The sequence below is a fragment of the Loktanella sp. Alg231-35 genome, from assembly GCF_900143545.1.
In the GTDB taxonomy this organism is placed as follows: Bacteria; Pseudomonadota; Alphaproteobacteria; order Rhodobacterales; family Rhodobacteraceae; genus Yoonia.
Genome location: NZ_FREV01000009.1, coordinates 1 through 23,266, shown reverse-complemented (window position 1 = coordinate 23,266; position 23,266 = coordinate 1). Strand labels below are relative to the sequence as shown.

At 56.8% G+C, this 23,266-nt stretch carries 29 protein-coding genes; 14 read left to right on the top strand and 15 right to left on the bottom strand.

Annotation, left to right across the window (positions count from 1 at the left end):
- From polA to DHN10_RS17945, 3 genes are all read right to left on the bottom strand, one after another.
- The gene (gene polA / locus DHN10_RS17955) at nt 1–2,796 is read right to left on the bottom strand and encodes a DNA polymerase I (protein ID WP_108816735.1); all 2,796 of its coding nucleotides are present in this window, start codon (nt 2,794–2,796) and stop codon (nt 1–3) included.
- A 53-nt stretch (nt 2,797–2,849) separates the two neighbouring features.
- A complete protein-coding gene (locus DHN10_RS17950; RefSeq protein WP_108816734.1) occupies nt 2,850–3,761 on the bottom strand; it encodes a pirin family protein in 912 nt (303 codons plus the stop codon).
- Between the two features lie 93 nt (nt 3,762–3,854).
- The gene (locus tag DHN10_RS17945) at nt 3,855–4,034 is read right to left on the bottom strand and encodes a zinc-finger domain-containing protein (RefSeq protein WP_108816814.1); all 180 of its coding nucleotides are present in this window, start codon (nt 4,032–4,034) and stop codon (nt 3,855–3,857) included.
- A gap of 86 nt (nt 4,035–4,120) precedes the next feature.
- Between DHN10_RS17945 and DHN10_RS17940 the strand changes: the two genes are divergently transcribed.
- Nucleotides 4,121–5,050, top strand: a complete 930-nt coding sequence (locus tag DHN10_RS17940) for an ABC transporter ATP-binding protein (RefSeq protein ID WP_108816733.1) — start codon at nt 4,121–4,123, stop codon at nt 5,048–5,050.
- Here DHN10_RS17940 and DHN10_RS17935 read toward each other — a convergent pair.
- Complete coding sequence (locus DHN10_RS17935) at nt 5,047–5,409, bottom strand: HIT domain-containing protein (RefSeq protein WP_108816732.1); 363 nt, start codon at nt 5,407–5,409, stop codon at nt 5,047–5,049. The genes DHN10_RS17940 and DHN10_RS17935 overlap by 4 nt on opposite strands.
- Before the next feature lie 8 nt (nt 5,410–5,417).
- Nucleotides 5,418–6,995 carry a DUF5928 domain-containing protein gene (locus DHN10_RS17930; RefSeq protein WP_108816731.1) on the bottom strand — a complete coding sequence of 526 codons (1,578 nt, stop codon included), beginning with the start codon at nt 6,993–6,995 and terminating at the stop codon, nt 5,418–5,420.
- A gap of 139 nt (nt 6,996–7,134) precedes the next feature.
- Between DHN10_RS17930 and DHN10_RS17925 the strand changes: the two genes are divergently transcribed.
- The gene (locus DHN10_RS17925; RefSeq protein ID WP_108816730.1) at nt 7,135–7,932 is read left to right on the top strand and encodes a sulfotransferase family protein; all 798 of its coding nucleotides are present in this window, start codon (nt 7,135–7,137) and stop codon (nt 7,930–7,932) included.
- 123 nt (nt 7,933–8,055) lie between these two features.
- Nucleotides 8,056–8,775 carry a hypothetical protein gene (locus DHN10_RS17920; RefSeq protein ID WP_108816729.1) on the top strand — a complete coding sequence of 240 codons (720 nt, stop codon included), beginning with the start codon at nt 8,056–8,058 and terminating at the stop codon, nt 8,773–8,775.
- On the opposite strand, the gene DHN10_RS17915 is transcribed toward DHN10_RS17920, so the two are convergent.
- Nucleotides 8,741–9,730 carry an adenosine kinase gene (locus DHN10_RS17915; RefSeq protein WP_108816728.1) on the bottom strand — a complete coding sequence of 330 codons (990 nt, stop codon included), beginning with the start codon at nt 9,728–9,730 and terminating at the stop codon, nt 8,741–8,743. The genes DHN10_RS17920 and DHN10_RS17915 overlap by 35 nt on opposite strands.
- Nucleotides 9,727–10,371 (bottom strand): endonuclease III, encoded by a 645-nt coding sequence (gene nth, locus DHN10_RS17910; protein ID WP_108816727.1) that lies wholly within the window; start codon nt 10,369–10,371, stop codon nt 9,727–9,729. Before nth ends, DHN10_RS17915 begins: the two co-directional genes overlap by 4 nt.
- 95 nt (nt 10,372–10,466) lie before the next feature.
- Between nth and DHN10_RS17905 the strand changes: the two genes are divergently transcribed.
- The 3 genes from DHN10_RS17905 (at nt 10,467) to DHN10_RS17895 (ending at nt 12,964) form a co-directional block, all read left to right on the top strand.
- A complete protein-coding gene (locus DHN10_RS17905; RefSeq protein WP_108816726.1) occupies nt 10,467–11,315 on the top strand; it encodes a methylated-DNA--[protein]-cysteine S-methyltransferase in 849 nt (282 codons plus the stop codon).
- 115 nt (nt 11,316–11,430) lie between these two features.
- A complete protein-coding gene (locus tag DHN10_RS17900) occupies nt 11,431–12,087 on the top strand; it encodes an OmpA family protein (protein WP_199910719.1) in 657 nt (218 codons plus the stop codon).
- A 109-nt stretch (nt 12,088–12,196) separates the two neighbouring features.
- On the top strand, nt 12,197–12,964 hold the full coding sequence (locus DHN10_RS17895; RefSeq protein ID WP_108816724.1) for a FadR/GntR family transcriptional regulator: 768 nt from the start codon (nt 12,197–12,199) through the stop codon (nt 12,962–12,964).
- Here DHN10_RS17895 and DHN10_RS17890 read toward each other — a convergent pair.
- The 6 genes from DHN10_RS17890 to DHN10_RS17865 all read right to left on the bottom strand — a co-directional run bounded on the left by DHN10_RS17890 (nt 12,961) and on the right by DHN10_RS17865 (nt 16,370).
- Nucleotides 12,961–13,701, bottom strand: a complete 741-nt coding sequence (locus DHN10_RS17890) for a CPBP family intramembrane glutamic endopeptidase (protein WP_108816723.1) — start codon at nt 13,699–13,701, stop codon at nt 12,961–12,963. The two genes, DHN10_RS17895 and DHN10_RS17890, sit on opposite strands and share 4 nt — an antisense overlap.
- 120 nt (nt 13,702–13,821) lie before the next feature.
- Nucleotides 13,822–14,382: a F0F1 ATP synthase subunit B gene (locus DHN10_RS17885; RefSeq protein WP_108816722.1), complete on the bottom strand. Its 561-nt coding sequence runs from the start codon at nt 14,380–14,382 to the stop codon at nt 13,822–13,824.
- A gap of 3 nt (nt 14,383–14,385) precedes the next feature.
- Complete coding sequence (locus DHN10_RS17880; protein ID WP_108816721.1) at nt 14,386–14,934, bottom strand: F0F1 ATP synthase subunit B'; 549 nt, start codon at nt 14,932–14,934, stop codon at nt 14,386–14,388.
- Between the two features lie 81 nt (nt 14,935–15,015).
- A complete protein-coding gene (locus DHN10_RS17875; protein WP_008233394.1) occupies nt 15,016–15,240 on the bottom strand; it encodes a F0F1 ATP synthase subunit C in 225 nt (74 codons plus the stop codon).
- Nucleotides 15,241–15,295: 55 nt separating this feature from the next.
- Nucleotides 15,296–16,045 (bottom strand): F0F1 ATP synthase subunit A, encoded by a 750-nt coding sequence (locus tag DHN10_RS17870; RefSeq protein ID WP_108816720.1) that lies wholly within the window; start codon nt 16,043–16,045, stop codon nt 15,296–15,298.
- Entirely contained in the window at nt 16,038–16,370 is a 333-nt protein-coding gene (locus tag DHN10_RS17865) for an AtpZ/AtpI family protein (protein WP_108816719.1), read from the bottom strand. Before DHN10_RS17865 ends, DHN10_RS17870 begins: the two co-directional genes overlap by 8 nt.
- Before the next feature lie 207 nt (nt 16,371–16,577).
- Here DHN10_RS17865 and DHN10_RS17860 point away from each other — a divergent pair, with 207 nt between their 5' ends.
- Nucleotides 16,578–16,901, top strand: a complete 324-nt coding sequence (locus tag DHN10_RS17860; RefSeq protein WP_108816718.1) for an ArsR/SmtB family transcription factor — start codon at nt 16,578–16,580, stop codon at nt 16,899–16,901.
- A gap of 23 nt (nt 16,902–16,924) precedes the next feature.
- Here the strand turns inward: DHN10_RS17860 and DHN10_RS17855 are convergent, their stop codons facing one another.
- Nucleotides 16,925–17,803, bottom strand: coding sequence for a DMT family transporter (locus DHN10_RS17855; protein WP_108816717.1), 879 nt, complete (start codon nt 17,801–17,803; stop codon nt 16,925–16,927).
- Nucleotides 17,803–18,681 (bottom strand): LysR family transcriptional regulator, encoded by an 879-nt coding sequence (locus DHN10_RS17850; protein ID WP_108816716.1) that lies wholly within the window; start codon nt 18,679–18,681, stop codon nt 17,803–17,805. Before DHN10_RS17850 ends, DHN10_RS17855 begins: the two co-directional genes overlap by 1 nt.
- 104 nt (nt 18,682–18,785) lie before the next feature.
- Here DHN10_RS17850 and DHN10_RS17845 point away from each other — a divergent pair, with 104 nt between their 5' ends.
- The 7 genes from DHN10_RS17845 to rimM all read left to right on the top strand — a co-directional run bounded on the left by DHN10_RS17845 (nt 18,786) and on the right by rimM (nt 23,186).
- A complete protein-coding gene (locus tag DHN10_RS17845) occupies nt 18,786–19,325 on the top strand; it encodes an FMN-dependent NADH-azoreductase (protein WP_108816715.1) in 540 nt (179 codons plus the stop codon).
- A 325-nt stretch (nt 19,326–19,650) separates the two neighbouring features.
- Nucleotides 19,651–21,150 carry a signal recognition particle protein gene (gene ffh, locus DHN10_RS17840; protein WP_108816714.1) on the top strand — a complete coding sequence of 500 codons (1,500 nt, stop codon included), beginning with the start codon at nt 19,651–19,653 and terminating at the stop codon, nt 21,148–21,150.
- 3 nt (nt 21,151–21,153) lie between these two features.
- Nucleotides 21,154–21,702: a GNAT family N-acetyltransferase gene (locus tag DHN10_RS17835; RefSeq protein ID WP_108816713.1), complete on the top strand. Its 549-nt coding sequence runs from the start codon at nt 21,154–21,156 to the stop codon at nt 21,700–21,702.
- 31 nt (nt 21,703–21,733) lie between these two features.
- Entirely contained in the window at nt 21,734–22,030 is a 297-nt protein-coding gene (locus DHN10_RS17830; protein WP_108816712.1) for a chorismate mutase, read from the top strand.
- A 39-nt stretch (nt 22,031–22,069) separates the two neighbouring features.
- Entirely contained in the window at nt 22,070–22,474 is a 405-nt protein-coding gene (gene rpsP, locus DHN10_RS17825) for a 30S ribosomal protein S16 (RefSeq protein WP_108816711.1), read from the top strand.
- A 62-nt stretch (nt 22,475–22,536) separates the two neighbouring features.
- Nucleotides 22,537–22,686 carry a hypothetical protein gene (locus DHN10_RS19930; protein WP_199910718.1) on the top strand — a complete coding sequence of 50 codons (150 nt, stop codon included), beginning with the start codon at nt 22,537–22,539 and terminating at the stop codon, nt 22,684–22,686.
- On the top strand, nt 22,683–23,186 hold the full coding sequence (gene rimM / locus DHN10_RS17820; RefSeq protein WP_108813861.1) for a ribosome maturation factor RimM: 504 nt from the start codon (nt 22,683–22,685) through the stop codon (nt 23,184–23,186). Before DHN10_RS19930 ends, rimM begins: the two co-directional genes overlap by 4 nt.
- The last annotated feature ends 80 nt before the right edge of the window (nt 23,187–23,266 follow it).

Sequence of the window (23,266 nt, the reverse complement as noted above, 5' to 3'; positions counted from 1 at the left end):
CTAGTGCGCTTCGGCCCAGTTGGCACCCTGCCCTGCGTCCACCGCCAGTTTGACATCAAGCTTCACCGCCGGGTCACTTGCGTTTTCCATGACGTCACGCGCGGCGGTGATCAGATCATCCGTCGCACCTTCTTCAACCTCGAAGATCAATTCGTCATGGACCTGTAGCAACATCTTGGCTGGAAGACCTTCAATCGCTGCGGGCATACGGATCATGGCGCGGCGGATCACATCTGCCGCCGTGCCTTGAATAGGCGCATTAATCGCGGCGCGTTTGGCAAAGCCCGCATGTGGCCCCTTGGCGTTGATCTCTGGCGTATTGATCTTGCGACCAAAGAGCGTTTGCACATAGGCGTGCTCTTTGGCGAAGGCGACGGTGTCATCCATGTATTTGCGAATGCCGGGGAAGCGTTCAAAATAGCGGTCAATGAACCCCTGCGCCTCGCTGCGGGGAATGCGCAGGTTACGCGCCAGACCAAAGCCAGAGATGCCGTAGATGACGCCAAAGTTGATCGCCTTGGCCTGACGACGCACATCCGGTGTCATCTCATCCAGCGGCACGTCAAACATCTCTGACGCTGTCATCGCGTGAATGTCGATCCCATCAAGGAATGCCTGTTTGAGCGCATCAATCTCGGCGATATGGGCCAGAATGCGCAGCTCGATCTGGGAATAGTCGAGACTGACAATGACCTTGCCTTCATCGGCCACAAAAGCCTCTCGGATGCGCCGCCCTTCCTCGGATCGGACCGGGATATTCTGCAAGTTTGGATCAGTGGACGCGAGGCGGCCGGTGTTAGCACCTGCAATGGAATAAGAGGTATGTACGCGGCCAGTGTCCGCGTTGATGTGTTCTTGCAGCGCATCGGTGTATGTCGATTTCAGCTTCGACAATTGCCGCCAGTCCAACACTCGGCCCGGCAATTCATGCTCGGTTGCGAGATCTTCAAGTACATCGGCACCCGTGGCATAGGCGCCGGTTTTGCCTTTCTTGCCGCCGGGCATTCCCATCTCATCGAACAGGATTTCGCCCAACTGCTTGGGTGATCCCACATTAAAGGGCCGTCCCGCCATTTCTTGAATTTCCGCTTCAAGCCCTGCCAGTTTCTGGGCAAAGCCATTCGACATCCGGCTAAGAGTGTCGCGGTCCACCTTGATCCCGTTGCGTTCCATTTGGGCAAGCACCGGCACCAACGGGCGTTCCATCGTCTCATAGACGGAGGTCACCCGTTTCACATGCAATTGTGGTTTGAACTGCTGCCAAAGGCGCAAAGTGATGTCGGCGTCCTCTGCAGCGTATTTCACCGCATCATCAACCGGCACCCGGTCAAAGGTTATCGCAGATTTACCCGTGCCCAGCAGAGGCTTGATCGGGATCGGCGTGTGTCCCAGATAGCGCTCGGACAACGTATCCATGCCGTGATTATGCAGCCCCGCGTTCATGGCGTAAGACATCAGCATCGTGTCATCTATCGGAGCAACGGCGATATCTAGACGGGCAAATATCTTGGCGTCATACTTCATGTTCTGGCCGATTTTCAGGATGGCCGGATCTTCCAAAACGGGTTTGAGCAGCGCAAGGCAATCCTCAAAACCCATCTGCCCCTCGGCCAGATCGTCAGAGCCAAAAAGATCATCTGATTCCGCAGATTTATGTGCCAGCGGGATATAGCAGGCTTGGCCCGGCTCAACCGACAAGGAAACACCAACCAAATCAGCAATCATTTCGTTCAGGCCAGTGGTTTCGGTATCAACAGCAACATAGCCACGCGCGCGAATGCGGGTGATCCATGTTTCCAGCGTCGCTGCATCACGAACGCACTCGTAGGCATCCGCATCAAAGGGCACAGCCTCCGGCGCGGCAGCCTCTTCGGCGGCAGGGGTTTTTTCCTCGATCACCGGGGGTTCAACACCCAGTTTGTCTGCAATCCGTTTGGTTACGGTGCGGAATTCCATCTCTGCCAGAAACCCCAAAAGCGTTTCCACATCCGGTTCGCGCACTTCCAGATCATCCAGCGTGAATTCCAGCGTCATCCCACAATCAAGCTGCACAAGTTTCTTGGACAACTCGATCTGCGCGCGGTTTTCGATCAATGTCTCACGACGCTTGGGTTGTTTGATCTCTCCTGCGCGGTCCAGCAAGCTTTCCAGATCGCCATATTCGTTGATCAGCAAAGCGGCGGTCTTGATCCCGATCCCCGGCGCGCCTGGTACATTGTCCACGCTGTCACCGGCCAGCGCCTGCACATCCACAACACGCTCTGGTCCGACGCCAAATTTTTCTACCACACCGTCACTATCAATGCGCTTGTTCTTCATCGGATCAAGCATCTCGACCCCGTCACCAACCAACTGCATCAGGTCCTTGTCTGACGACACAATGGTGACCCGACCACCAGCATCGCGCGCCTGATGGGACAGGGTGGCGATGATATCGTCAGCCTCAAACCCTTCCACTTCTTCGCAGGCGATGTTGAAGGCTTTGGTGGCCGTGCGCGTTAGCGGCATTTGCGGCCGCAAATCCTCGGGCATCGCTTCTCGGTTGGCCTTGTACTGATCATACATGTCGTTGCGAAACGTGTGGCTGCCTTTGTCAAAGATCACAGCCACATGGGTGGCCGCATCTGCGCCATTGTTGCCCTCAATATAGCGCTGCAGCATGTTCACAAAGCCACTGACCGCACCGATAGGCAAACCATCAGACTTGCGCGTCAGTGGGGGCAGCGCGTGATAAGCGCGGAAAATAAACGCCGATCCGTCGATCAGATGCAGGTGACAGCCTTTGCCAAACGCCATGTTGGACCCCCTTTGGTGTTGGCTTAACACCTAACTCGGGGGGCGCAGGGGGTCTAGTGCGCGGACTGAATGAAGGTCCCGTTTTGCAGGTCTTTCATGGCCTGACGCAGCTCTGCCTGGGTATTCATCACAATGGGGCCGTGCCATGCAACGGGTTCCTGAATAGGGCGTCCGGCAATCAACAAAAAGCGCATTCCCTCAGGCCCGGCCTGCACGGTGACATCATCGCCGTTCCCAAAACGTACCAACGTCCGGTTGCCAGTCATGTCGCGGATGTTGACCTCTTGCCCCGCCACTTCCTTTTCGACGCGCACGCCAACTGGATCAGCCGCATCCACAAACCGCCCTGCCCCTGCAAAGACATAGGCAAATGCGTTTGCACGGGTATCAACGGGCAAAGTCTTTCGTGTATTGGGCGGGATCGAGATATCAAGATAAAGCGGATCAGCGGCGATGCCATCCACCGGACCCGCCTTGCCCCAAAAATTGCCGGTGATGATTTTTACCCTTGTGCCATCATCATCAATGATTTCGGGCACATCAGAGCCAGAAATGTCCTGATAGCGAGGTGCAGTCATTTTGAGGGATGACGGCAGATTCGCCCACAGCTGAAAGCCATGCATTTGGCCCGCCGCATTCCCGCTTGGCATTTCCTGATGCAGAATGCCCGATCCTGCCGTCATCCATTGAACGGACCCTGCCCCCAGCACACCGTTGTTCCCAAGCGAGTCGCCATGGGCAACTTCGCCCTCCAACACGTAGGTGATCGTCTCAATCCCGCGATGGGGATGCCAAGGAAAGCCGCGCTCGTAATGGGCCGGATCATCATTGCGGAAATCATCCAACAGCAGAAACGGGTCGCTCTCGCTTGGGTCACCAAAGCCGAAAACGCGGTGCAGATGGACGCCAGCACCCTCCATGGTGGGTTGGGCATGGGTGGTTTGGGTGACGGGTCGGAATGTCATTGCATGCTCCTTGCATTGCACAAGCAGCATATAGCCCGCAGATAACTACCGCAAAACACGCACCCACGAACAGAAACTGTGCAGGGCCTGAACCTAGACCCGGCCTTCGAATTCCTTATGCACCAGTTTGGCATCGCAATAAGGACATTCGATCCAACCATGCTCGTGCGGGATTTGCAGCCAGACACGTGGATGGCCCAGCGCGCCTTCGCCCCCATCACAGGCCACGCGCCAATCATGAACAATCTTCGTTTCGGGTGCCGGTGTGGACATGATCAATCTCATCTGGTTGCCGCGGGCCGCTGCCCGCCTTAGATCATGAAGATATACCGCAGGCGCGGCACAGGGGAAAGACCAGCATGACCGACAATGCCATAGAAATTCTCGGTCTGAAAAAGACCTATGCTGCAACAGGGCACTCAGCCGCGAAAGAGGCGCTAAAAGGCGTTGATCTGACAATCCCGCGCGGGTCGATTTTTGGGCTACTGGGGCCGAATGGCGCGGGCAAATCCACCTTGATCAATATTCTGGCCGGTTTGGTCGTGAAATCCGCCGGATCGGTGAAAATTTGGGGCTTTGATCAAGACGAAAACCCCCGGCAATCGCGCGCGGCCATTGGCATCATGCCGCAAGAGCCGCATCTTGACCCATTCTTTACGCCAGCGGGATCTTTGGACGTGCAGGCGGGGCTATACGGTGTGCCAAAAAGCCAACGCAAAACCGCTGAAATCCTTGACCTGATTGGGTTGACCGACAAGGCCGACGCCTATGCCCGCTCGCTTTCAGGCGGAATGCGGCGCAGGCTATTGCTGGGCAAAGCACTGGTGCATAGCCCGCAAATCCTTGTGCTGGACGAACCTACCGCCGGGGTGGATATCGCGCTGCGCAATATGCTGTGGCAGAATGTTCGCCGTTTGAACGACGAGGGCATGACTATCATTCTTACCACCCATTACCTCGAAGAGGCCGAAGAGATGTGCGACGACATCGCCATCATCAACCATGGTGAGGTGATTGTGAAAGACAGCACGGCCAATCTTCTTAGCAGGCTGGACAGCAAGACACTTGTGATCACCCCGGAAACCGCAGCCGACCTGCCGCAGTTGCCAGACACCATCATCGGGCAAAAACAACCCAATGGCACACTGGCATTCACTTACAAAAGCGGGGTCACCCCCGCAGATCAAATCCTGTCACTGGTTAAAGATGCCGGCATCATCATCAAAGACGTGCGCACCGAAGAGGCGCATCTGGAAGATGTGTTCCTGTCGCTGACCTCGTCGCGTTAACCTTGCAACATCCGCCCGAGCTGGCGGCCGCCCAGAATATGCATGTGATAATGCGGCACGTCCTGCACGCCATGGGTGCGGGTGTTCGCAATCGCGCGGAACCCTGCACCGACGTCCGTGATCCGGCAAACCTCGGCAACGGCCTGCATGAAACCGGCCTGATCTTCGGCTGACGCATCGCGGGCAAAGTGATCAAGGCTCACGTAAGCGCCCTTGGGAATGATCAGAACATGCACTGGCGCTTGTGGCGCTATATCTTCAAAGGCCAAGGCATGGTCGTTTTCATAGACCGTTTTGTTGGGGATTTCTCCGCGCAGGATTTTGGCAAAGATGTTCTGGTCGTCGTAGGCAAAGTCCATGAGGGTCCTCAATCAACAAAAAGGTGGGGGGTATCGGCAAGTTCGCGGGCCACGTCCGGCGAAGTGCTCAGAAACTGGGCAATCGCTGCGGCGTTTTCATCCAGTGACGCGGTTTCCTTGATCCGGGTTGCATTGGCAAACTCAGCATCCCGGATCGCGTTGCGTTCATAGATCATGTCATGGCGAATGGTCGGCAACAGGCGTTCCAGCGTTGCGGCGCTAGTTTGTTCACCCGCCAACCCGACACGTTTGGCGTGACCCACAAGGTAGGCATCATCAAACCGACATTCGATCTCCAACAGGCGCACAGTCGCACGGTCCGTGAAGAAATCGCGCATCAGATCAAGGTTGGATGTATCAAGGCAAATAACCAAACGATCGCTGTCGTAGTGATCAAACAGCATCCGCATGAGCGCCCGGCGGTGGCGGCCACGTTTGCGCAGACTGCTTTCAATACCACCCAGATCAGGCATCTCGGTCGCGTCCTCATTAAACAGATACTCAATCGCGGGCACATTTGTGTGCTGCCGAACAGAGGCGACAAGACGTTTGGCGACATGCCACTTCTTACAGGCAATAATCATCAACTCGCGACTGCGGCCAAGGGTTGTTTCGTTTTCCCAAAAACGCGGCGCGAAACGGCGACCGATCCGGCCGCGCCCGGTCAGGAACCGAAACAGGTTGCGCCCCTCGTCGGAGATCACAAAATCCATCTTCTCTCCGGCATAAAGATCACCGAGGCGGTTGCGTAGCCCTTCAGCCTCAGCGCTGATCTTGCGGGCAAAAATACCGTCCTGCCCAAGCAGCAGATCGTAGTGGTCATTATAGAAGGTCACCGGCATGCCGTAGTCGGTGAACATCAGGAATGTCAGCGTGCGGTTTTCAATCTCGCGCCCCGGTACAAGATGCCGAACCAGGGTCTGAAAAAACGTCTCATCGGGAATCCACGTTGTGCGGAAGAACCGCATCACATCACGGCGGGTCTTGGTGAATTCAAGGATCGCCTCAACCGTGCGGCGGCGCAGGCACCACCATTGCGATCCGATCATGATCTGCATGTCCTTGGGGATGTCTCGGGTGATCTTGAAGCGCTCTTGCAAGGCAAGGGCCGCGTAGAAACGCCGCTTTTGGGTGCGTTCGTTAAAGAAATGGCGGTAGATCAGTCGCTCTTCGCGAAACCCTGTCTTGATCCAGTCGCTGTCAAAGAAGTCATAGCTTTCGATATAGTCGACATCATTTCCATCTAGCATCTGATGCGCGAATTTGGCCGATTTGATCGGCATGCAATCGCCAGACACCATGTAGAAATGCGTGGCCCTTGGGAATGCCTCTTCGGCAGCCGCAACCGCGTTCAGTGTCGCCTGCACAAGGCTCCACTCGCCCCAACCGCATTTGATGCGCCGCTTGGCAAAAACCACATTGGGGTTGCCCGCCAGCCCATCCTGGATGGCCCGAAAATCCGATTGCGCCGCAGACCCATCGAAGTGAATGGCAATATAGTCACCCGCCGCCGTCAGCTGCGTTGCCTGCTGCACAACGGCATCTGGGTTCTTGTGACACAAGAGAATGAAGGCGATGCGGGCCATGAACCGGCAGTTATCCTTTGGTTGATACGCGTCGAGAGCTGTCATAACGCGAACAGACATTGAAGTGACAGTGTTTCTTTGCTCTTAAAGGGACAGAACAAGAAGGAACGCACAAGTGGCCAACTTTCCGGGCACATGGATGACAAGCAGCGAAAGCATGGTCTATCGCGTCGTGCCCAAATGCGCGTGCTCTAGCATTGGTCAGATCATGTATTATTCTGATCATGGCACGTTTTTTGATGGCGACATCCATGATGCGAAAACGGGTATCCATAAATGGGCGCTGGATGACAGCCAGGACGTGATCGAAACGAACGTGCGCCAGCACAAAAGCTATGCTTTCACCTGCGTGCGCAATCCCTACACCCGCATCCTGTCATCGTTCTTTGACAAAATCTGTGGCGTGCAGCGCAATGGCAAATACTACCGTGGCAATCTTGTACCCCTACTGATCCAGAAATACGGGATCGAAGTCGGGGACCCCGACAACGGCTTTGAGTTCGATCAGATCAAGAGCTTCCGCCGCTTTCTGCTGTTCGCCCGCGACACCATCCGGTGGCGTCGCCCGATGGAGCCTGACATCCACTGGTCCGCCATGTCCGGTCATGTCTCGACCTTCATTGTGAATGGGGGGCGCTATGACAAGATTTTCTGGACGGAACAATTCAACGACGGCATGCAAGATGTGTTGAACGGCATGGAAACAGCGCATCCGGTCGATCTGACGCAAATCCCCCGTTTCAACGAAAGCGAAGGGCACGGCCCCAAGCGCGCGCACCCGGTCGAGGACTACTTCGACGACCTGTCGATGCATTTGATCTATGAAATCTACAAAAGGGATTTCCGGCTTTTCAAATATGACTTTGAAAACCCCGCCAACAAGATGCCCATTGGCGAGATCGACCTTGATGAGGTGCACGCGAAACTTGGCCAATAGCAGAACCGTTGCTTATGGGCTTCCCCCGGAGATATTTTCGAACAAGGGAAGAATGGGCTGTGGCTCGACACCGGCGAATGCAACACTAGGTCACGTCTCGGTAACCTTTAGGAACGAGCAAACGTGACTGTCGTCCTTATCCTAGGCAGCGGGCCGAACGTTGTGAACTGCCGCGATTGGTCGCGCGCACCCTTTGATCGGATCGTGGCGATCAACAACGCCTGGGCGGTGCGTCCTGACTGGGATGACCTGATCCACCCCGATGATTTTCCGACCGAACGCATGCCGTCAGGGCTTCGCCCGAACCAGAGGGTCATCCGTGCTGCGGATTATGTGCCGATGCAGAACACATTGGGTGGGTTCGTTTATGCAGGGGGCACGATGGCCTTTACCGCGTCATACTGGGCGCTTGCCGCACTCAAGCCGCGTGTGATTGCCGTTTTGGGCTGTGACATGGTCTATGCCGGGGCAGGCAACACGCATTTCTATGGCAAGGGGACGGCTGATCCCCTGCGTGAGGATGTGACACTACGCTCGCTAGAGGCAAAGTCAGCGCGTTTGATGGCAATGGCCGCGCGTCAGAAATGTGCCATGGTGAACCTGTCTGAAGACGAAAGCCGTCTGATCTTTCCGCGCGCAACCGCAGCAACCGCAGCGACGGCAACGCCGCTTGCGATGGATAAAACCGCAGTTGAGGCAGCCCTCGCCGAAGAACGACGTTTGGCCTACTACGTGCCATCCGGCAGATACTGGAAAGAAGAAGAGCGCTTCGACGTAACAGCCGTTGATGCGCTCGACGCACTTTGGCTTAGATCAGCCCTTCAGCCGCAAAGAGGCTCTTGAGATCCGCTTTCGGCCGTGGGCCGATATGTCCGATCACCTCTGCCGCCGCCACCACACCCATACGCCCGCTGGTTTCCAGCGGTTGGCCGGTGGTAAACCCGTAAAGGAAACCTGCGGCAAACTGATCGCCCGCACCTGTCGCATCAACCGGCACGACCTTGCGCACCGGCACTTCAATGCGCTCGTCGCCTCGGATCAGAATGACCGGGTCACCCGAACAGGTGCAAACAACCGTCTCACAAACGGCACTGGCCTGCTTCAGTGCTGCATCAAGGTCATCCGTTTCATACAGCGTCGTCCACTCAGCCGCGTTGCCCAGAACGAAGTCCATGTCTTCGGCGACAAGGCGTTGGAAATCGGCGCGGTGGCGGTCTGCGCAGAATGGATCGGACAGCGTGATACCTGCCCGCCCGCCCGCAGCACGCATCAGTTGTGCTGCCGCACTGAAAGCGGTTTTCCCGTCGTCCTTGTCAAAAAGATACCCTTCGAGGAACAGGATCTTGCCGCCTTCAAACAAGGCCTCGGACACGTCGCCCTGCCCCAGATCGGCCCCAGCACCCAGATAGGTGTTCATCGACCGCTCGCCATCCGGTGAAACAAAGATCATAGAGCGCGACGTCGGCGCCTCCGCGCTGGCGGATGGCAAGTTGGGAAATGCTGTGCCAGCGTCTTCCATCCCTTTGGCGTAGAACCGGCCAAGTGCGTCATCTTTCACCTTCCCGATAAAGGCGGTGGACAGGCCCAAGCTACCCAAACCTGCAATTGTATTCGCCACCGATCCACCGGGCGTTTCGGTGCGATCCTGCATCGCGGCATAAAGCACCTCTGCCCGATCCCGTTCGATCAGTTGCATGATGCCCTTCTCGATCCCCATGTGATCAAGGAATGTATCATTGGCATGGCCAATCACATCGACAATTGCGTTGCCGATACCGATTACGTCGAAATTACTCATAGGTTCTTATCCTCAAACAGGCAGAGATCGCGGACCAGACAGGCCGCACATTTTGGTTTTCGCGCCACACAGGTATAGCGACCATGCAGGATCATCCAGTGATGGGCGTGCAGTTGGAAATCGGCAGGGATGTGATCCTCGATCGCGCGCTCAACCGCATCGACATCCTTGCCGACCGCGACACCGCTGCGATTGCCGAAACGAAAGATATGGGTGTCCACAGCCTGTGCTGGTTGGCCCCACCACATATTAAGCACCACATTGGCCGTCTTACGGCCCACACCGGGCAGCGATTGCAGAGCAGCGCGGGAATTGGGCACCTGCCCGCCATAATCATCGACCAAAATCTGGCTCATCTTGATGACGTTTTTGGCCTTGTTGCGAAAAAGGCCGATGGTCTTGATATGTTCGGTCACGCGGTCCAGCCCGAGGTCGAGCATCTTTTGCGGGGTATCGGCAATTTTGAACAATTCGCGGGTCGCTTTGTTCACGCCCGCATCCGTGGCTTGCGCCGACAAAGCAACCGCCACAACCAGCGTGTAGACGTTCACGTGTTCCAACTCGCCCTTGGGCTCGGCCTCTGCCGTGTGGAAGCGCGTGAAAATCTCGCGAATGGTATGATAATCAAGCTGTTTTGCCATGCGCTCCGGTATGACTGCTTGGCCCAAAGGGAGCAAGCGTCAGATGCGCAATTTCCGGGTCGCTTCACTGCCGCATTGCCCCTAATTTGAAAGGCATGGAACAGACAGAGACATATCATTACCAAATCATGCGCCGCGCCATCGAAGCGATTGATGCCGCTGGCGACGAGCCGCAAACCCTGGCCGATCTGGCGGCCGAGATGAACATGAGCCCCGCGCATTTTCAACGGCTCTTTTCCACCTGGGTGGGCGTGTCGCCCAAACGCTACCAGCAGTATCTGACTTTGGCGCACGCCAAGACGCTTTTGCGCGACCGGTTCACGACGCTTGAAACCGCACATGCCGTAGGTCTGTCAGGCAGCGGGCGCTTGCATGATCTATTTGTGCGCTGGGAGGCGATGAGCCCCGGAGACTATGCGCGTGACGGGGCTGAATTGACCATCCATTGGGGCTGGTTCGAAAGCCACTTTGGCCCGGCATTGGCCATGGGTACCGATCGCGGCATTTGCGGGTTGGCTTTCGCAGCAGAGGCAGGGCCGGAACCTGCCATGGCCGATCTGAAATCACGCTGGCCCAAAGCCCGCTTCGTCGAAGACCCCAGTTTCCTGCGCCCTTGGGCAGAGGCGGCCCTTGGCATGACAGGCGAAACCAAGCTGCATATGATCGGCGCGCCTTTTCAACTGAAGGTGTGGGAGGCGTTGCTGACCATCCCATCGGGGCATGTCACGACCTATTCGGAGATTGCGCAATCCATTGGCAAACCCAAGGCTGTGCGCGCCGTCGGAACGGCCGTGGGACGAAACCCGGTCAGTTGGTTGATTCCCTGTCACCGCGCATTGCGCAAATCAGGGGAGCTGGGCGGTTACCATTGGGGGCTTCCCGTCAAACGCGCCATGCTCGCATGGGAATCGGCGCGCGTGGATGCAAACACGGGAAGGCCGTAAAGTAAGCGAAACCATGCTGGTCACGGGGGCGCTATTGGATATCATGGGCAAATTCTGCATAAGCTGACCCATCCACGGTGCGATTTGCGCACTTATATTAAATGGAACCATGACCATGAAACTAACGAAATTTCCACTCGTCGTTGCCGCCGCATCGCTGACATTGGTTGCCGCATGCGACACCACCGGACCGAACCAGATGCAAAACACTCAGCAAGGCGCCTTGATCGGTGCAGGCGCTGGTGCGGTGCTTGGCGCGCTGACAAACAACGACGGCTCTGTGCGCGAACGTAATCAGGCGGCATTGATTGGCGCCGCCCTTGGTGCGGGTGTTGGTGCAGGCGTTGGTAACTCGCTTGACCGTCAAGCCGAAGACCTGCGTCGCCAGTTGCGCAATGATGTTGGCGTGTCCAACAACGGCCGTGACCTGCGCGTCGTTCTGAGCCAGGATCTGCTTTTTGCAACCAACAGCACACAGCTGTCCGGCACCGCCCAGCGAGAGCTGCGCATCGTTGCCAACTCGCTGCAGCAGTACCCTGACACAACAATCAACGTGATCGGCCATACCGACAACGTTGGTGATGCGTCCTTTAACCAGGGCCTGTCTGAGCGCCGTGCGCAAGCCGTATCCGGTGTGTTGCTCAGCGGTGGTGTTTCGGCGACCCGTGTGCGTTCCATCGGTGCTGGTGAGAACCAGCCTGTTGCGTCCAACCTTAATGCGGCCGGCAAGCAGGCCAACCGCCGGGTTGAGATTGTGATCACGCCAAACTAAGGCGCCGAACCTCAAGGTTTCCTGAAAGGGGCTGCCGCTGAGCAGCCCCTTTTTCGTTGTGAGCGGCGAATTTTGGTCATATCATTTGACCAATCGGAGACAACATCCCATGCCATTTGAACCTGTTCAGCAAGAAAAACTCTCTCATGGTGTGATCCGTCAGGTGGAAGGTTTAATCCTGCGCGGCATCCTGCGCCCCGGCGAACGCCTGCCGTCTGAGCGCGAATTGAGCGAGCGGATGGGCGTTTCACGGCCCTCGCTGCGCGAAGCGCTGGCGGATTTGCAAGACCGTGGTTTGCTGATGTCAAAGGCGGGCGCCGGGGTTTATGTGGCGGACGTGTTGGGATCTGCGTTTTCGCCTGCACTGGTCACGCTCTTTGCAACCCATGACACGGCGGTCTTTGACTACATCAGTTTCCGCCGCGACATGGAGGGGCTGGCAGCAGAACGCGCGGCACGGCTGGCTAGCGATACGGATCTAACGGTCATCAACGCGATCTTTGAAAAGATGGAAGTGGCCCATCAAAAACGGAACCCGGCGGATGAGGCCCGGCTTGATGCCGATTTCCATCTGTCGATCATTGAGGCAAGCCATAACGTCATCATGCTGCACATGATGCGGTCAATGTACGAGCTGCTGCGTGAAGGCGTGTTCTACAACCGCACTGTCATGTTCAAACAGCGGATGACGCGCGATGCGTTGTTGGACCAGCACCGAATGATCAATACCGCGCTGCAATCCCGTGATCCGCAGGCAGCACGTGCTGCAGTGGAATCGCATCTTAGCTTTGTTGAAACTGCTCTGTCAGATCAGCAAAAATCGGACCGCAACGAAGCTTTTGCGCTAAAGCGACTAGAGCATGAGGCCAAGCGTTAGGCCGTGATTTCGCCACGGATCAGCGCGGCCCAAAGCCAAATTGAAACGACCGCCTGAAACGACATCCCGATCAGGACAAAGGGGTGAATCAGATCGGCGATTTGGCTGGCAAAAACTGCCACATTCCAAAGCCAATGCCATAGAACGAGCGGCCAGAGGTTGCCTAGCCGGATGGCGAGCGGCGCCAGTGCGAAGCCCACAATCAGAGCAAAGCCGACCTGCTGCACCGTCCCCAAGGCCGCCTGCCCGGCGATCCCATTAACGAAATGAAGGGCGGCAAAGCCCGCCGTGCTGAGGAGCAGCGCATAGACAACAGGCAGCCCTGCAAGCGCGCCCCGTAGCAAGATGCCGCGGAACATCACCTCTTCCCCAAATGCGACAAGCAGCGGGGTGACGACAAGAAAAGCCCAAGCTGTCGCACTCAGGTCATTCAACTCCGGTGCCGTCCCGCCAAGGAACACCGTCCAGAACAACACGCCCAGCACGCACCATGCGGGTAGAAACCAGATCAGGGATGGCAGGTTTATCCGGCCAAATCCCACCCTTCGCCATCCGCCACTTCGAAGGGCAAAGACAACGCAAAGCGCGACAGCGACAAACTGTACCGGCATCAGTTTTGCCAATACGTCGGGAACATCGACCGGAGGTACGCCAATGCGGAAAACAAGGAACGTGCCAAGGGTCAGGACAGCCGCATAGCACACGGCACCACTTACCCCTCGCCAAAGGGTTGGCATTATCAGTCTTCTCCCGCTCTCGCCCCGCGGTTGAGTGTTCAAGTGCAGCAGCCTTCTGTCAACGAAAAAGCCCGGCGGCGCATAGCACCACCGGGCTTTCTATTCTGTTGTGACGACTGATTAGTGCAGCTTGTCGGCCACTGTCGCGATTGAATCGTCGATCAATGCACCGGCAGATCTCGCGTCCATCTGCTTGGCAATGACGTCTTTGGCAGCGCCAACAGCAACAGCGATAGCTTGGTCGCGCACCTCTTTGATGGCGCCCGCCTCTGCGCTGGCAATCTGCTCTTCAGCGGCGGCCAGACGGCGGGTGATCGATTTGGCAATATCGTCCTTGGCAGCGGCGGCAGCATTTGTCGCCTCTTCCTTGGCAGCAGCAACGATACGCGCTGACTGCTCCTGAACTTCTTTTTGCTTACGCTCATAGCTGGCCAGCAAAGACTGAGCTTCTTCGCGCAGCGCTTTTGCTTCATTCAGCTCGGATTTGATGCCATCAGCGCGCTTGTCCAACATGCCGCCAACAAGGCCGGGCACTTTGAAATAAAGCAGAATACCGATGAAGATCACAAATGCGATCCAGACCACAAAGTCCGTGTTCGCCAGCGAAAAGAACGGTTTGCCACCAGCGGCCAGCGCAGGGCTGGCGGCAAGGGCGAAAAGGGCGGTGAGTGTCAGTCTCATGTTTTACCCTTTCATCCGTGCCGTGATCGCCGCAGTGATCGCCTTGGCATCAGCACTGCCGCCCATGGCTGCGACCAATGCCTTGGCTGTGTCCTTGGCAACGGCGTTGACGCTTTTCTTAGCGCCCTCGCGAATTTCGGCGATGGCCGCTTCGCTTTCGGCTGTCTTGGCCGCGATCTCTGCGTCTGCTTTCTGCAGTTCCACGTCAAGCTCGGCCTGAATTTCTGCTTTGGCTTCGGCCACGATCTTTTGGGCCTCCGCACGGGCATCCAGAAGCGCTTGATCATAAGCAGCTTCAGCTTCGGCTGCTTTGTTCTTGAGCTCTTCTGCTGCAGCAATATCATTTGTGATTGTGCCGGAACGCTCTGCCAGAACCGCACCAATGCGGGGCAAGGCAATCCGTGACATCACAAAGTAAATTGCGATCAGTGTAATGACCAACCAGAAAATCTGGTTTGACATCCAATCCGCGCAAAGTTGCGGCATACCAAGGGCAGAACCCCCTGCATCTACGCAAGCACCTGCGACGGCGTCTGTTGTTTCTGTTGCCATGATGGCCCCCGAATACCTTGAAGTTTTACTGGCCGACGCGATGATACGCGTCAGTCAGCCGTAAGGATATGGGTCGCGTTCTTAGACTGCGAACATCAGCAGAAGCGACACGAGGAATGCAAAGATCCCCAGAGCTTCGGCGAATGCCAGACCAATGAACAGTGTTGCTGTCTGACCAGCAGCAGCAGATGGGTTGCGCAGTGCGCCAGCCAGGTAGTTACCTGCAACTGTACCAACACCGATAGCGGCAGCGCCGGAACCGATTGCAGCCAGACCAGCGCCGATGTGTGCGAGTTCGCCTTCCATGTGAATTCTCCTTACGATTGGAAGTTAGATAGTAGGGTGGGTGAAACCCACGTCGTTAGTGTGCGGGGTGAAGCGCGTCTTTCAGATAGACACACGTCAGAATAGTGAAAACATAGGCCTGAATACCGGCCACAAGGACCTCGAGACCGTAGATGGCTGTAATACCAAGGATCGCTACAGGGCTCACAAGCGTCAACGCGGCAAAGCCTGCGAACACTTTGATCACGGCGTGACCGGCCATGATGTTCCCTGCCAAACGAATAGAGTGGCTTACAGGGCGCACGAAGTAAGAGATCACTTCGATAATCGCGATAATTGGGCGCAGAACCGCCGGGGCGTCCTTCATCCAGAACAAACCAAGGAACGCCGGGCCGTTCAGAACAAAACCGAGGACAGTCACAACAATGAAAACGCCAAAACCAAGAACCGCAGTGACCGCAATCATCGATGTCGGGCTGTAGGACATCGGGAGCAGCGCCAGATAGTTGGCGAACAGGATGAACAGGAACAGCGTCATGATGTAAGGGAAATATTTCACCCCATCCTTGCCGGTCACATCTTCCACCATCTTGTAGATAAAGCCGTAGATCAGCTCTCCAATGGATTGCAGGCGGCTAGGGATGATGGCGCGGCCGCGGCTGCCCAGAACAAAAACAGCCAGAATAGCCAACAGGGCAATGCCCATCCAAAGCGTCACGTTTGTGGGCGTGTACCAATGAATAGGGCCGTCACCGAAAAGTGGTTTGACGATAAACTGATCCAGTGGGTGAAATACCAGACCACCTTCTGCTTTTTCTTCAGCCACGTGTGTCGCCCTCTTCTTTCGCAGCCTCAAGCTGCTTTCTTTGCACTTCCTTGGCCGACCGCATCATGGTGAGCACACCCGCCGCGAGGCCGAAGAATATGAACAGCACCAGAAAAATCGGCATCGTACCAAACGCGGTATCCAGCCCGTATCCAATGCCAAAGCCGATCCCAAGACCGGCAACAAGCTCTATCACCATCCGCCAGGCAAGCTGCGCCTGAGAGTAGTGTTCTTCGGAATGGTCCTTCACGTCCGCCGGTGTTTTGAGCGCGTCAATCTTTGCCTCAAGCGCCTTAAGGCGGTCAGCATCATCGCGTTCAGACATCAGTTTTGGCCCATCCGTCAGTTGCGGTTGGTCTATGGTGGGACCACAACAGAGTCAAGCAAGCGTTGGATCAAGATTATGTATTTAATTTCAGTTACTTATCTCAACCTTGATTGAGAGAAGCTCGCCTCGTTTGCGTACAAAATCGCATTCAGGATATTCAACCAACTGGTTGACGTTTACGCCCCGTCTCGCTTAATCGCGGATATGACGACAGAACTAGATCAGGTTTTTGCAGCCCTCGCCGACCCCACACGCCGCCGTATCCTCGCGATGCTGCTTGAGGATGATATGGCGGTCACTGATGTGGCCGAACCGTTTGCTATATCGCTGGCGGCAATTTCCAAACACCTTGGCGTGCTGACGGGCGCTGGTCTGATCTCTCAGGAAAAACGGGGCCGGGTGAAATGGTGCAAGCTGGAGCCTGATGCACTGCGCGAAGCATCAGTCTGGATGCAAGGGTTCGGCCAGATGGATGCGATTGATCTGGACGCATTTGAAAGTTTTTTGTCCAAAGAGTTGCGCACGTAAGGTGGATCAAGATCCACCTTACCCTATTCTTCACGCAGCAGCATAACCAAAGCCAACACCGTCAGGACCAACCCAGCCAGAACCAATGCGGGCGGTGCGGTTCCACCCAAGGCCAACTCCCACACAATTACCCAAGACGGCGTCAGGTAAGTGTAGGCCATCACCTTTGAACTCGGCAGGCGCAACGCCGCAAACTGCAACAGCGCAAAGGTCGCCGCGCTGGCAAAGACCGCAGTGTACAGGATTGTGAGCCAAACAATTGTTGGCAGATTGGCCCAATCTGTCGCCATCGCCGCTGCCCCACCCCAAAGCGTCAGTAGAATGGACCCGGCCAGCAATACGCCAAAACTGAACACAATCGCGCCCTCGCCCCGGTTCAGCTTGCGCACCAACGGGGTATAGACGGCATGGGCAGCACAACCCCAGAAATAGATCAACTCACCGCGGCCAATTTCGAACCGCAGGATCGCCGCGACGTCAGCACGGAAAATGACCCAGATCGCACCCATGGCTCCGATGACCAACGCCAAGGCAATACGCGGTGTCATAACCTGACGCAGCAGGAGATACCCAAAAATCCCAGACAGGATCGGTGTGAGCGTAAAGACCGCAGCGGCACTGACGGGGGGCGCGGTCTTGAGCCCTTCAAACATCAGCACAAAGTAGGTGACAAAAAAGGCCGCTAGTACGAAGTACCGCCAAGGCGCCGCTGCTGCACTGCGCGGCAGCCCACCCGTCGCCATCGCCACAGCGCCCATGATCGCCGTTGCCGTCCAAAACCGCACCACATTCAGCACCGTTGGGGCAATCTCATTCGCCGCCAATGATCCCAGTGCGAAAGACCCCGCAACCAGCATCGAAAAGGCGAACATCGCCAGATGCCCGGCGCGATGGGGTGACATTAGCACTCCAATGTCTTGATGCGGTCCTTGAGGAAACGCAGGAAGGTCTGCACCTTGGTCGTGCGATGCAAATCCACATGGGTCACAATCCACAAAGGTGCGGCCCATTCCTCGCGACGCGAAATCACCTCTTGCAATTCGGGGTGAGATTTCAGTGCCTGCGCCGCCACAAATCCGATCCCGGCACCGGCCACAATGGCATCCTGCATGTTCCGATTATCCGTCGCCCGATAGGCTAGTCGGTCATCTGTCACCGTTTCGCGTAGCCAGCGGGCAAAGGGTGCGCGGCTTTTGTCATTGTCGTGGGTGACAAAGACATGGTTCTTCAGATCCGCCTCATCTTTGGGCAGGCCGTGCCGCGCCAGATAGTCTTGCGACGCCACCAAGGCCATCTGCTGCTGCATGAATGGCTGCACCACATTGTCTGGTTCTTCCGGCATGGTGCCTGCCCGGATCGCGACATGCGCCTCGCCATACTCCAACCGGAAAAGTCGGTCACCAGTGCGGTAGCGTACATGCACCTCTGGGTGTTCGGCCTGAAACGCCACAAGGATTGGCGTCAGCAGGCCCGACGCCATCGCCAGCGAGGTAACCACCAAATCACCCGAGACACCTTCGCCCTGCCCTTTGATCCGACCCGCCAATTGGGTAAATTGATCATCCGTCGCTTGCGCCACCTGAAGCAGGTCGGTCCCCGCTTCGGTAGCGGTATACCCGCGCGCGTGGCGCTGAAACAGTTTTGCACCGAGGCGCTGCTCCAGCGCATCAATATGGCGGATCACGGTTGCATGGTGAACGCCCAACTGCTCTGCCGCCCCACTGACCGTACCCATTCGTGCGACTTGAAAGGCTGTTCTGATCTCGTCCCAGTTATCCATCTGCAATCCTGTGCGCTGGTAAACATATCCTGTTGAAATTCGGCCATATCGTTCGCCAGCGCAAGACCTTAGTTGAAAATCAACGCAACAAACGAAGCTTTCACATGACAACGGTCCTTCACATCAATGCCTCTGGTACGCGCAACGGCTCTGTCAGCCGTGCGGCGACAGCCAAACTTCTTCAGACGCTCGCGCCATCCCGCGTGATCACTCGCGACCTTGCCGAAACCGACCTGCCCCATGTGGATGAGGCGTGGATTACCACCCGGTTGATCCCACAAGATGCTTTGACAGATGAAAACCGTGCCGTGCTGGCCCGTTCAGACGCGTTGATAGCAGAGATTGGGGCCGCCGACGTTATTTTAGTCGGGATGCCGATGTATAACTTCGGGATGCCTGCCGCGCTGAAGGCTTGGGTTGATCTGATCGCCCGCCCAAAGGTGACGTTTGCCTACACTGAAAACGGGCCCGTTGGCCTGTTAGAGGGTAAACGCGCGATCGTCGCTGTGGCCTCAGGCGGCGTGCCGGTTGGCGCGCCCATGGATTTTGCCACGCCGCATTTGGAACAGGTTCTGAGATTCATCGGGATCGATGACATCACGGTGCACGGGGCCAAGGAAGTTCTGGCTGAAAACGAGGCTTGATCTGGGTCGGCCCGCCCTGCTGGCACATGCTGGTACTAATGACGGGCCGCAGCGTAGGACATGGGTGCTGGCGCTACTTATCAGGCCTTCTGCTTGTTATTCTCAGCATTGGCCTGAATGCCGCGCTCAATGGCTGTGTCAGAGTTGACTCACCCGCACCATAAGCATAAACGCCCCATAACACCCGGATAGCATCAGCTTTCCGGTCCCCGTTTATCAGGGGATCGCCCTCCGTCAGCGCGTCGCGCCCACGGGGGCGCTACTGCTTTTTGCGGCGCATATGACTATATGCAAAGCAACCGAAACGAAACGAGGGCCTTGGCCGATGTTTGAAAATCTATCCGAACGCCTGTCAGGCGTCTTTGACAAGCTCAGCAAGCAGGGTGCGCTGTCTGAAGACGATGTTAAGACCGCCCTGCGCGAGGTCCGCGTCGCTCTGCTTGAAGCTGACGTTTCACTGCCCGTCGCGCGCGATTTCATCAAGGCGGTACAGGAAAAGGCCACAGGTCAGGCTGTCACCAGATCGGTGAAACCCGGCCAGCAAGTCGTCAAAATTGTCCATGATGAGTTGCAACATGTGCTAACCGGTGACGAAGACCCCGGCGCACTGAAAATCGACAATCCGCCTGCCCCGATCCTGATGGTGGGTCTGCAGGGGTCGGGTAAAACGACAACGACAGCCAAACTCGCCAAGCGCCTGAAGGAAAAAGAGGGCAAGCGCGTCCTGATGGCCTCGCTTGACACCAACCGCCCTGCCGCGATGGAGCAGTTGGCAATTTTGGGTGGGCAGATTGGCGTGGACACGTTGCCGATTGTGCCGGGCGAAGACCCTGTAAAAATCGCCAAGCGCGCAAAGACGCAGGCGAGCCTCGGTGGCTATGATGTATATATGCTTGATACTGCCGGGCGTTTGCACATTGATCAGGAACTGATCGCGCAGGCCGCTGCCGTGCGTGACGTGGCCAACCCCCGCGAAACACTGTTGGTCGTTGACGGCCTGACCGGTCAGGACGCGGTGAACGTCGCCCAAGAATTCGACGACAAGATCGGCGTTTCCGGCGTGGTGCTTACCCGGATGGACGGTGACGGGCGCGGTGGTGCGGCGCTTTCCATGCGCGCGGTTACTGGCAAGCCGATCCGTTTTGTGGGCCTTGGCGAAAAGATGGACGCGATTGAGACGTTCGAACCTGAACGCATCGCAGGCCGTATCCTTGGCATGGGCGACATCGTCGCACTGGTCGAAAAGGCGCAGGAAACCATCGAGGCTGAACAAGCCGAACGCATGATGAAGCGCTTCCAGAAGGGTCGTTTCAATATGAACGATCTAAAGATGCAGCTTGAGCAGATGATGAAGATGGGCGGCATGGAAGGCATGATGGGCATGATGCCTGGTGCGGCCAAGATGGGAAAACAGATGGCAGCGGCTGGGATGGATGACAGTATCCTCAAGCGCCAGATCGCGCTGATCAGTTCGATGACGAAGAAAGAACGCGCCAATCCTGATCTGCTTGCAGCGAGCCGCAAGAAGCGGATCGCGAAAGGTGCAGGGCTGGAAGTGTCTGAGCTGAATAAGCTGGTCAAGCAGCACCGCCAGATGGCCGATATGATGAAGAAGATGGGCAAAGGCGGAATGCTGAAACAGGCCATGAAAGGCATGTTTGGCAAAGGCGGCGGCATGCCCGAAGGCATGCCTGATATGAACGACCCCAAAGCGATGGCCGAAGCCGCCAAAGCGTTGCAAGGCAAGATGCCCGCCGGCCTGCCCGGTTTGGGTGGCGGAGCACAACTTCCCCCCGGCCTCTCTGGTTTTGGGAAGAAGAAGTAACCGATGACACCCGCACCCACCCTCACCACTGCGCGGCTCGAGCTGCGTGGCCCTCAGAAACGGGACCTTGCGGCTTTTACCGCATGGGTCACCCGGTCTGAGCGGATGGAGGCCGTGGGTGGCCCCGCGTCAGAGCGCGATGCATGGCGCGGGTTCATTGCCGGTATCGGACATTGGCAGTGGCACGGTTACGGTTTTTTCACAGTGACAGAGCGTAAGACAGGGATCGCAACAGGCCGCGTTGGCATCCTCAACCACATCGAATGGCCGCAGCCGGAAATGGCGTGGCATATGTTTGACGGTTTCGAAGGACGTTCCTATGCGTTTGAAGCCGCCTGCGCCGTGCGGGACTGGGCCGGGCGGACATTGGGATTGCCACCGCTCATTTCGCTTATTTCGCCACAAAACACCCGTTCAATCGCACTTGCGACGCGTCTGGGTGCTGTTGAAGAACATCGCGATGTGATCGACGGCGAAAAGTGCATCGTGTTCCGGCATCTCAGCTACGATGACAGCCGCGCTGTGGCACAAGCCGCGGGGGCCATCACATGACCGCCCTAACTTTCGCACGAAGGAATGTCTCATGACCGACACAACGACTCGCGCCGCAGAGATCCTTAAAGGACACCGCGAAAGCATTGACCGGCTTGATGCCATCCTCGTCTATACGTTGGGCGAGCGGTTCAAACACACACAGGCGGTCGGACGGCTGAAAGCCGAACACGATCTGCCCCCATCCGACCCCGCGCGTGAAGAAAGCCAGATCGCACGGCTCACCGACCTTGCAACCCGAGCCAATCTGGACCCGGAATTTGCCAAGAAATTCCTGAATTTCATCATTCAGGAAGTCATCCAACACCACAAACAACACCAATCCTGAGGGCGCTGCCCTCGACCCCATCTTTAAGGAGAAAATCTGATGGCTATGAAAATCCGTTTGGCCCGTGGCGGCTCAAAGAAACGTCCATTTTATGCAATCGTGGCTGCTGACAGCCGCATGCCACGCGATGGCCGCTTCATCGAAAAGCTGGGCACATATAACCCCATGCTGCCCAAAGACAGCGAAGAGCGCGTAAAAATGAACATGGAGCGCGTGAAATACTGGTTGGGCGAAGGCGCGCAGCCAACTGATCGTATCTCCCGCATGCTGGAAGCCGCAGGCGAACTGCCCAAGAAAGACCGCAGCAACCCCAAGAAGGGTACACCGGGCAAGGCTGCTCAGGCACGTGCTGAAGAAAAAGCTGCCAAGGCTGCTGCCGCTGAAGAAGCTGCAAACGCACCTGCTGAGGAAGCACCTGCAGAAGAAGCTGCAGCAGAAGAGTAAACCTCTGATCGTTGCCCCGGCACCTGCTGGGGCAACACCCCCTTCCCTTTGGGACTGAATCCATGTTCCGCTTGCTGCGCACCCTCATTCTGGTGATGTTTGCCTTTGTTGCAGGCATGCTGTTTGAACGTGAAGGCCGCAAGGATACCTGTCAGAATGGTGGCGGTCTCTGGGTTGAAAACATCTGCGTCGGAGTGGATTTGAGCGAATGAATGATCGTGTCATTGTTGGTGCTATTTCAGGCGCATTTGGCGTTCAGGGCGAAGTGCGCCTGAAGTCCTATTGTGCCGACCCCCAAGCAATTGCAGAGTACACCCCGCTTTATGCCGAAGATGGGCGGGCCTTTGCGCAGGTGGTTCTGACAGGTCAGTTAAAGAACGGTTTTACCGCGCGCTTTGATGGCGTTGTGACCAAAGAGGACGCTGACGCCCTGCGCAATGTGAACCTCTATGCGGATCGCAGTATTATGCCTTCGCTGCCCGACGACGAATACTATTACAACGATCTGATCGGCCTCACCGTGCTGGATGCCGGTGGCGCAACGCTCGGCACCGTCAAGAACGTTATGGACCATGGCGCGGGTGACCTGCTCGAAGTTATCGTGCCCGGCGCGTCTGACACCGTTCTGCTGCCCTTCACCCAAGCCGCAGTGCCCACCGTTGATCTGACCAGCGGGCGCATTATTGCCGACCCACCAGAGGGGTTGTTTTGAGCAAGCCACCAAGATCCGCAGGCCGCATCGCCGTCCGCCCTACGCTGAAACCTGTCTCTTAWCCACATCTGACGCTGCCG

Excerpts from the sequence above, each read along its gene's own strand:
- polA (WP_108816735.1), bottom strand. The coding sequence starts at position 2,796 with ATGGCGTTTGGCAAAGGCTGTCACCTGCATCTGATCGACGGATCGGCG.
- DHN10_RS17950 (WP_108816734.1), bottom strand. The coding sequence starts at position 3,761 with ATGACATTCCGACCCGTCACCCAAACCACCCATGCCCAACCCACCATG.
- DHN10_RS17945 (WP_108816814.1), bottom strand. The coding sequence starts at position 4,034 with ATGTCCACACCGGCACCCGAAACGAAGATTGTTCATGATTGGCGCGTG.
- DHN10_RS17940 (WP_108816733.1), top strand. The coding sequence starts at position 4,121 with ATGACCGACAATGCCATAGAAATTCTCGGTCTGAAAAAGACCTATGCT.
- DHN10_RS17935 (WP_108816732.1), bottom strand. The coding sequence starts at position 5,409 with ATGGACTTTGCCTACGACGACCAGAACATCTTTGCCAAAATCCTGCGC.
- DHN10_RS17930 (WP_108816731.1), bottom strand. The coding sequence starts at position 6,995 with ATGGCCCGCATCGCCTTCATTCTCTTGTGTCACAAGAACCCAGATGCC.
- DHN10_RS17925 (WP_108816730.1), top strand. The coding sequence starts at position 7,135 with ATGACAAGCAGCGAAAGCATGGTCTATCGCGTCGTGCCCAAATGCGCG.
- DHN10_RS17915 (WP_108816728.1), bottom strand. The coding sequence starts at position 9,730 with ATGAGTAATTTCGACGTAATCGGTATCGGCAACGCAATTGTCGATGTG.
- nth (WP_108816727.1), bottom strand. The coding sequence starts at position 10,371 with ATGGCAAAACAGCTTGATTATCATACCATTCGCGAGATTTTCACGCGC.
- DHN10_RS17905 (WP_108816726.1), top strand. The coding sequence starts at position 10,467 with ATGGAACAGACAGAGACATATCATTACCAAATCATGCGCCGCGCCATC.
- DHN10_RS17900 (WP_199910719.1), top strand. The coding sequence starts at position 11,431 with ATGAAACTAACGAAATTTCCACTCGTCGTTGCCGCCGCATCGCTGACA.
- DHN10_RS17895 (WP_108816724.1), top strand. The coding sequence starts at position 12,197 with ATGCCATTTGAACCTGTTCAGCAAGAAAAACTCTCTCATGGTGTGATC.
- DHN10_RS17890 (WP_108816723.1), bottom strand. The coding sequence starts at position 13,701 with ATGCCAACCCTTTGGCGAGGGGTAAGTGGTGCCGTGTGCTATGCGGCT.
- DHN10_RS17885 (WP_108816722.1), bottom strand. The coding sequence starts at position 14,382 with ATGAGACTGACACTCACCGCCCTTTTCGCCCTTGCCGCCAGCCCTGCG.
- DHN10_RS17880 (WP_108816721.1), bottom strand. The coding sequence starts at position 14,934 with ATGGCAACAGAAACAACAGACGCCGTCGCAGGTGCTTGCGTAGATGCA.
- DHN10_RS17875 (WP_008233394.1), bottom strand. The coding sequence starts at position 15,240 with ATGGAAGGCGAACTCGCACACATCGGCGCTGGTCTGGCTGCAATCGGT.
- DHN10_RS17865 (WP_108816719.1), bottom strand. The coding sequence starts at position 16,370 with ATGTCTGAACGCGATGATGCTGACCGCCTTAAGGCGCTTGAGGCAAAG.
- DHN10_RS17860 (WP_108816718.1), top strand. The coding sequence starts at position 16,578 with ATGACGACAGAACTAGATCAGGTTTTTGCAGCCCTCGCCGACCCCACA.
- DHN10_RS17855 (WP_108816717.1), bottom strand. The coding sequence starts at position 17,803 with ATGTCACCCCATCGCGCCGGGCATCTGGCGATGTTCGCCTTTTCGATG.
- DHN10_RS17850 (WP_108816716.1), bottom strand. The coding sequence starts at position 18,681 with ATGGATAACTGGGACGAGATCAGAACAGCCTTTCAAGTCGCACGAATG.
- DHN10_RS17845 (WP_108816715.1), top strand. The coding sequence starts at position 18,786 with ATGACAACGGTCCTTCACATCAATGCCTCTGGTACGCGCAACGGCTCT.
- ffh (WP_108816714.1), top strand. The coding sequence starts at position 19,651 with ATGTTTGAAAATCTATCCGAACGCCTGTCAGGCGTCTTTGACAAGCTC.
- DHN10_RS17835 (WP_108816713.1), top strand. The coding sequence starts at position 21,154 with ATGACACCCGCACCCACCCTCACCACTGCGCGGCTCGAGCTGCGTGGC.
- DHN10_RS17830 (WP_108816712.1), top strand. The coding sequence starts at position 21,734 with ATGACCGACACAACGACTCGCGCCGCAGAGATCCTTAAAGGACACCGC.
- rpsP (WP_108816711.1), top strand. The coding sequence starts at position 22,070 with ATGGCTATGAAAATCCGTTTGGCCCGTGGCGGCTCAAAGAAACGTCCA.
- DHN10_RS19930 (WP_199910718.1), top strand. The coding sequence starts at position 22,537 with ATGTTCCGCTTGCTGCGCACCCTCATTCTGGTGATGTTTGCCTTTGTT.
- rimM (WP_108813861.1), top strand. The coding sequence starts at position 22,683 with ATGAATGATCGTGTCATTGTTGGTGCTATTTCAGGCGCATTTGGCGTT.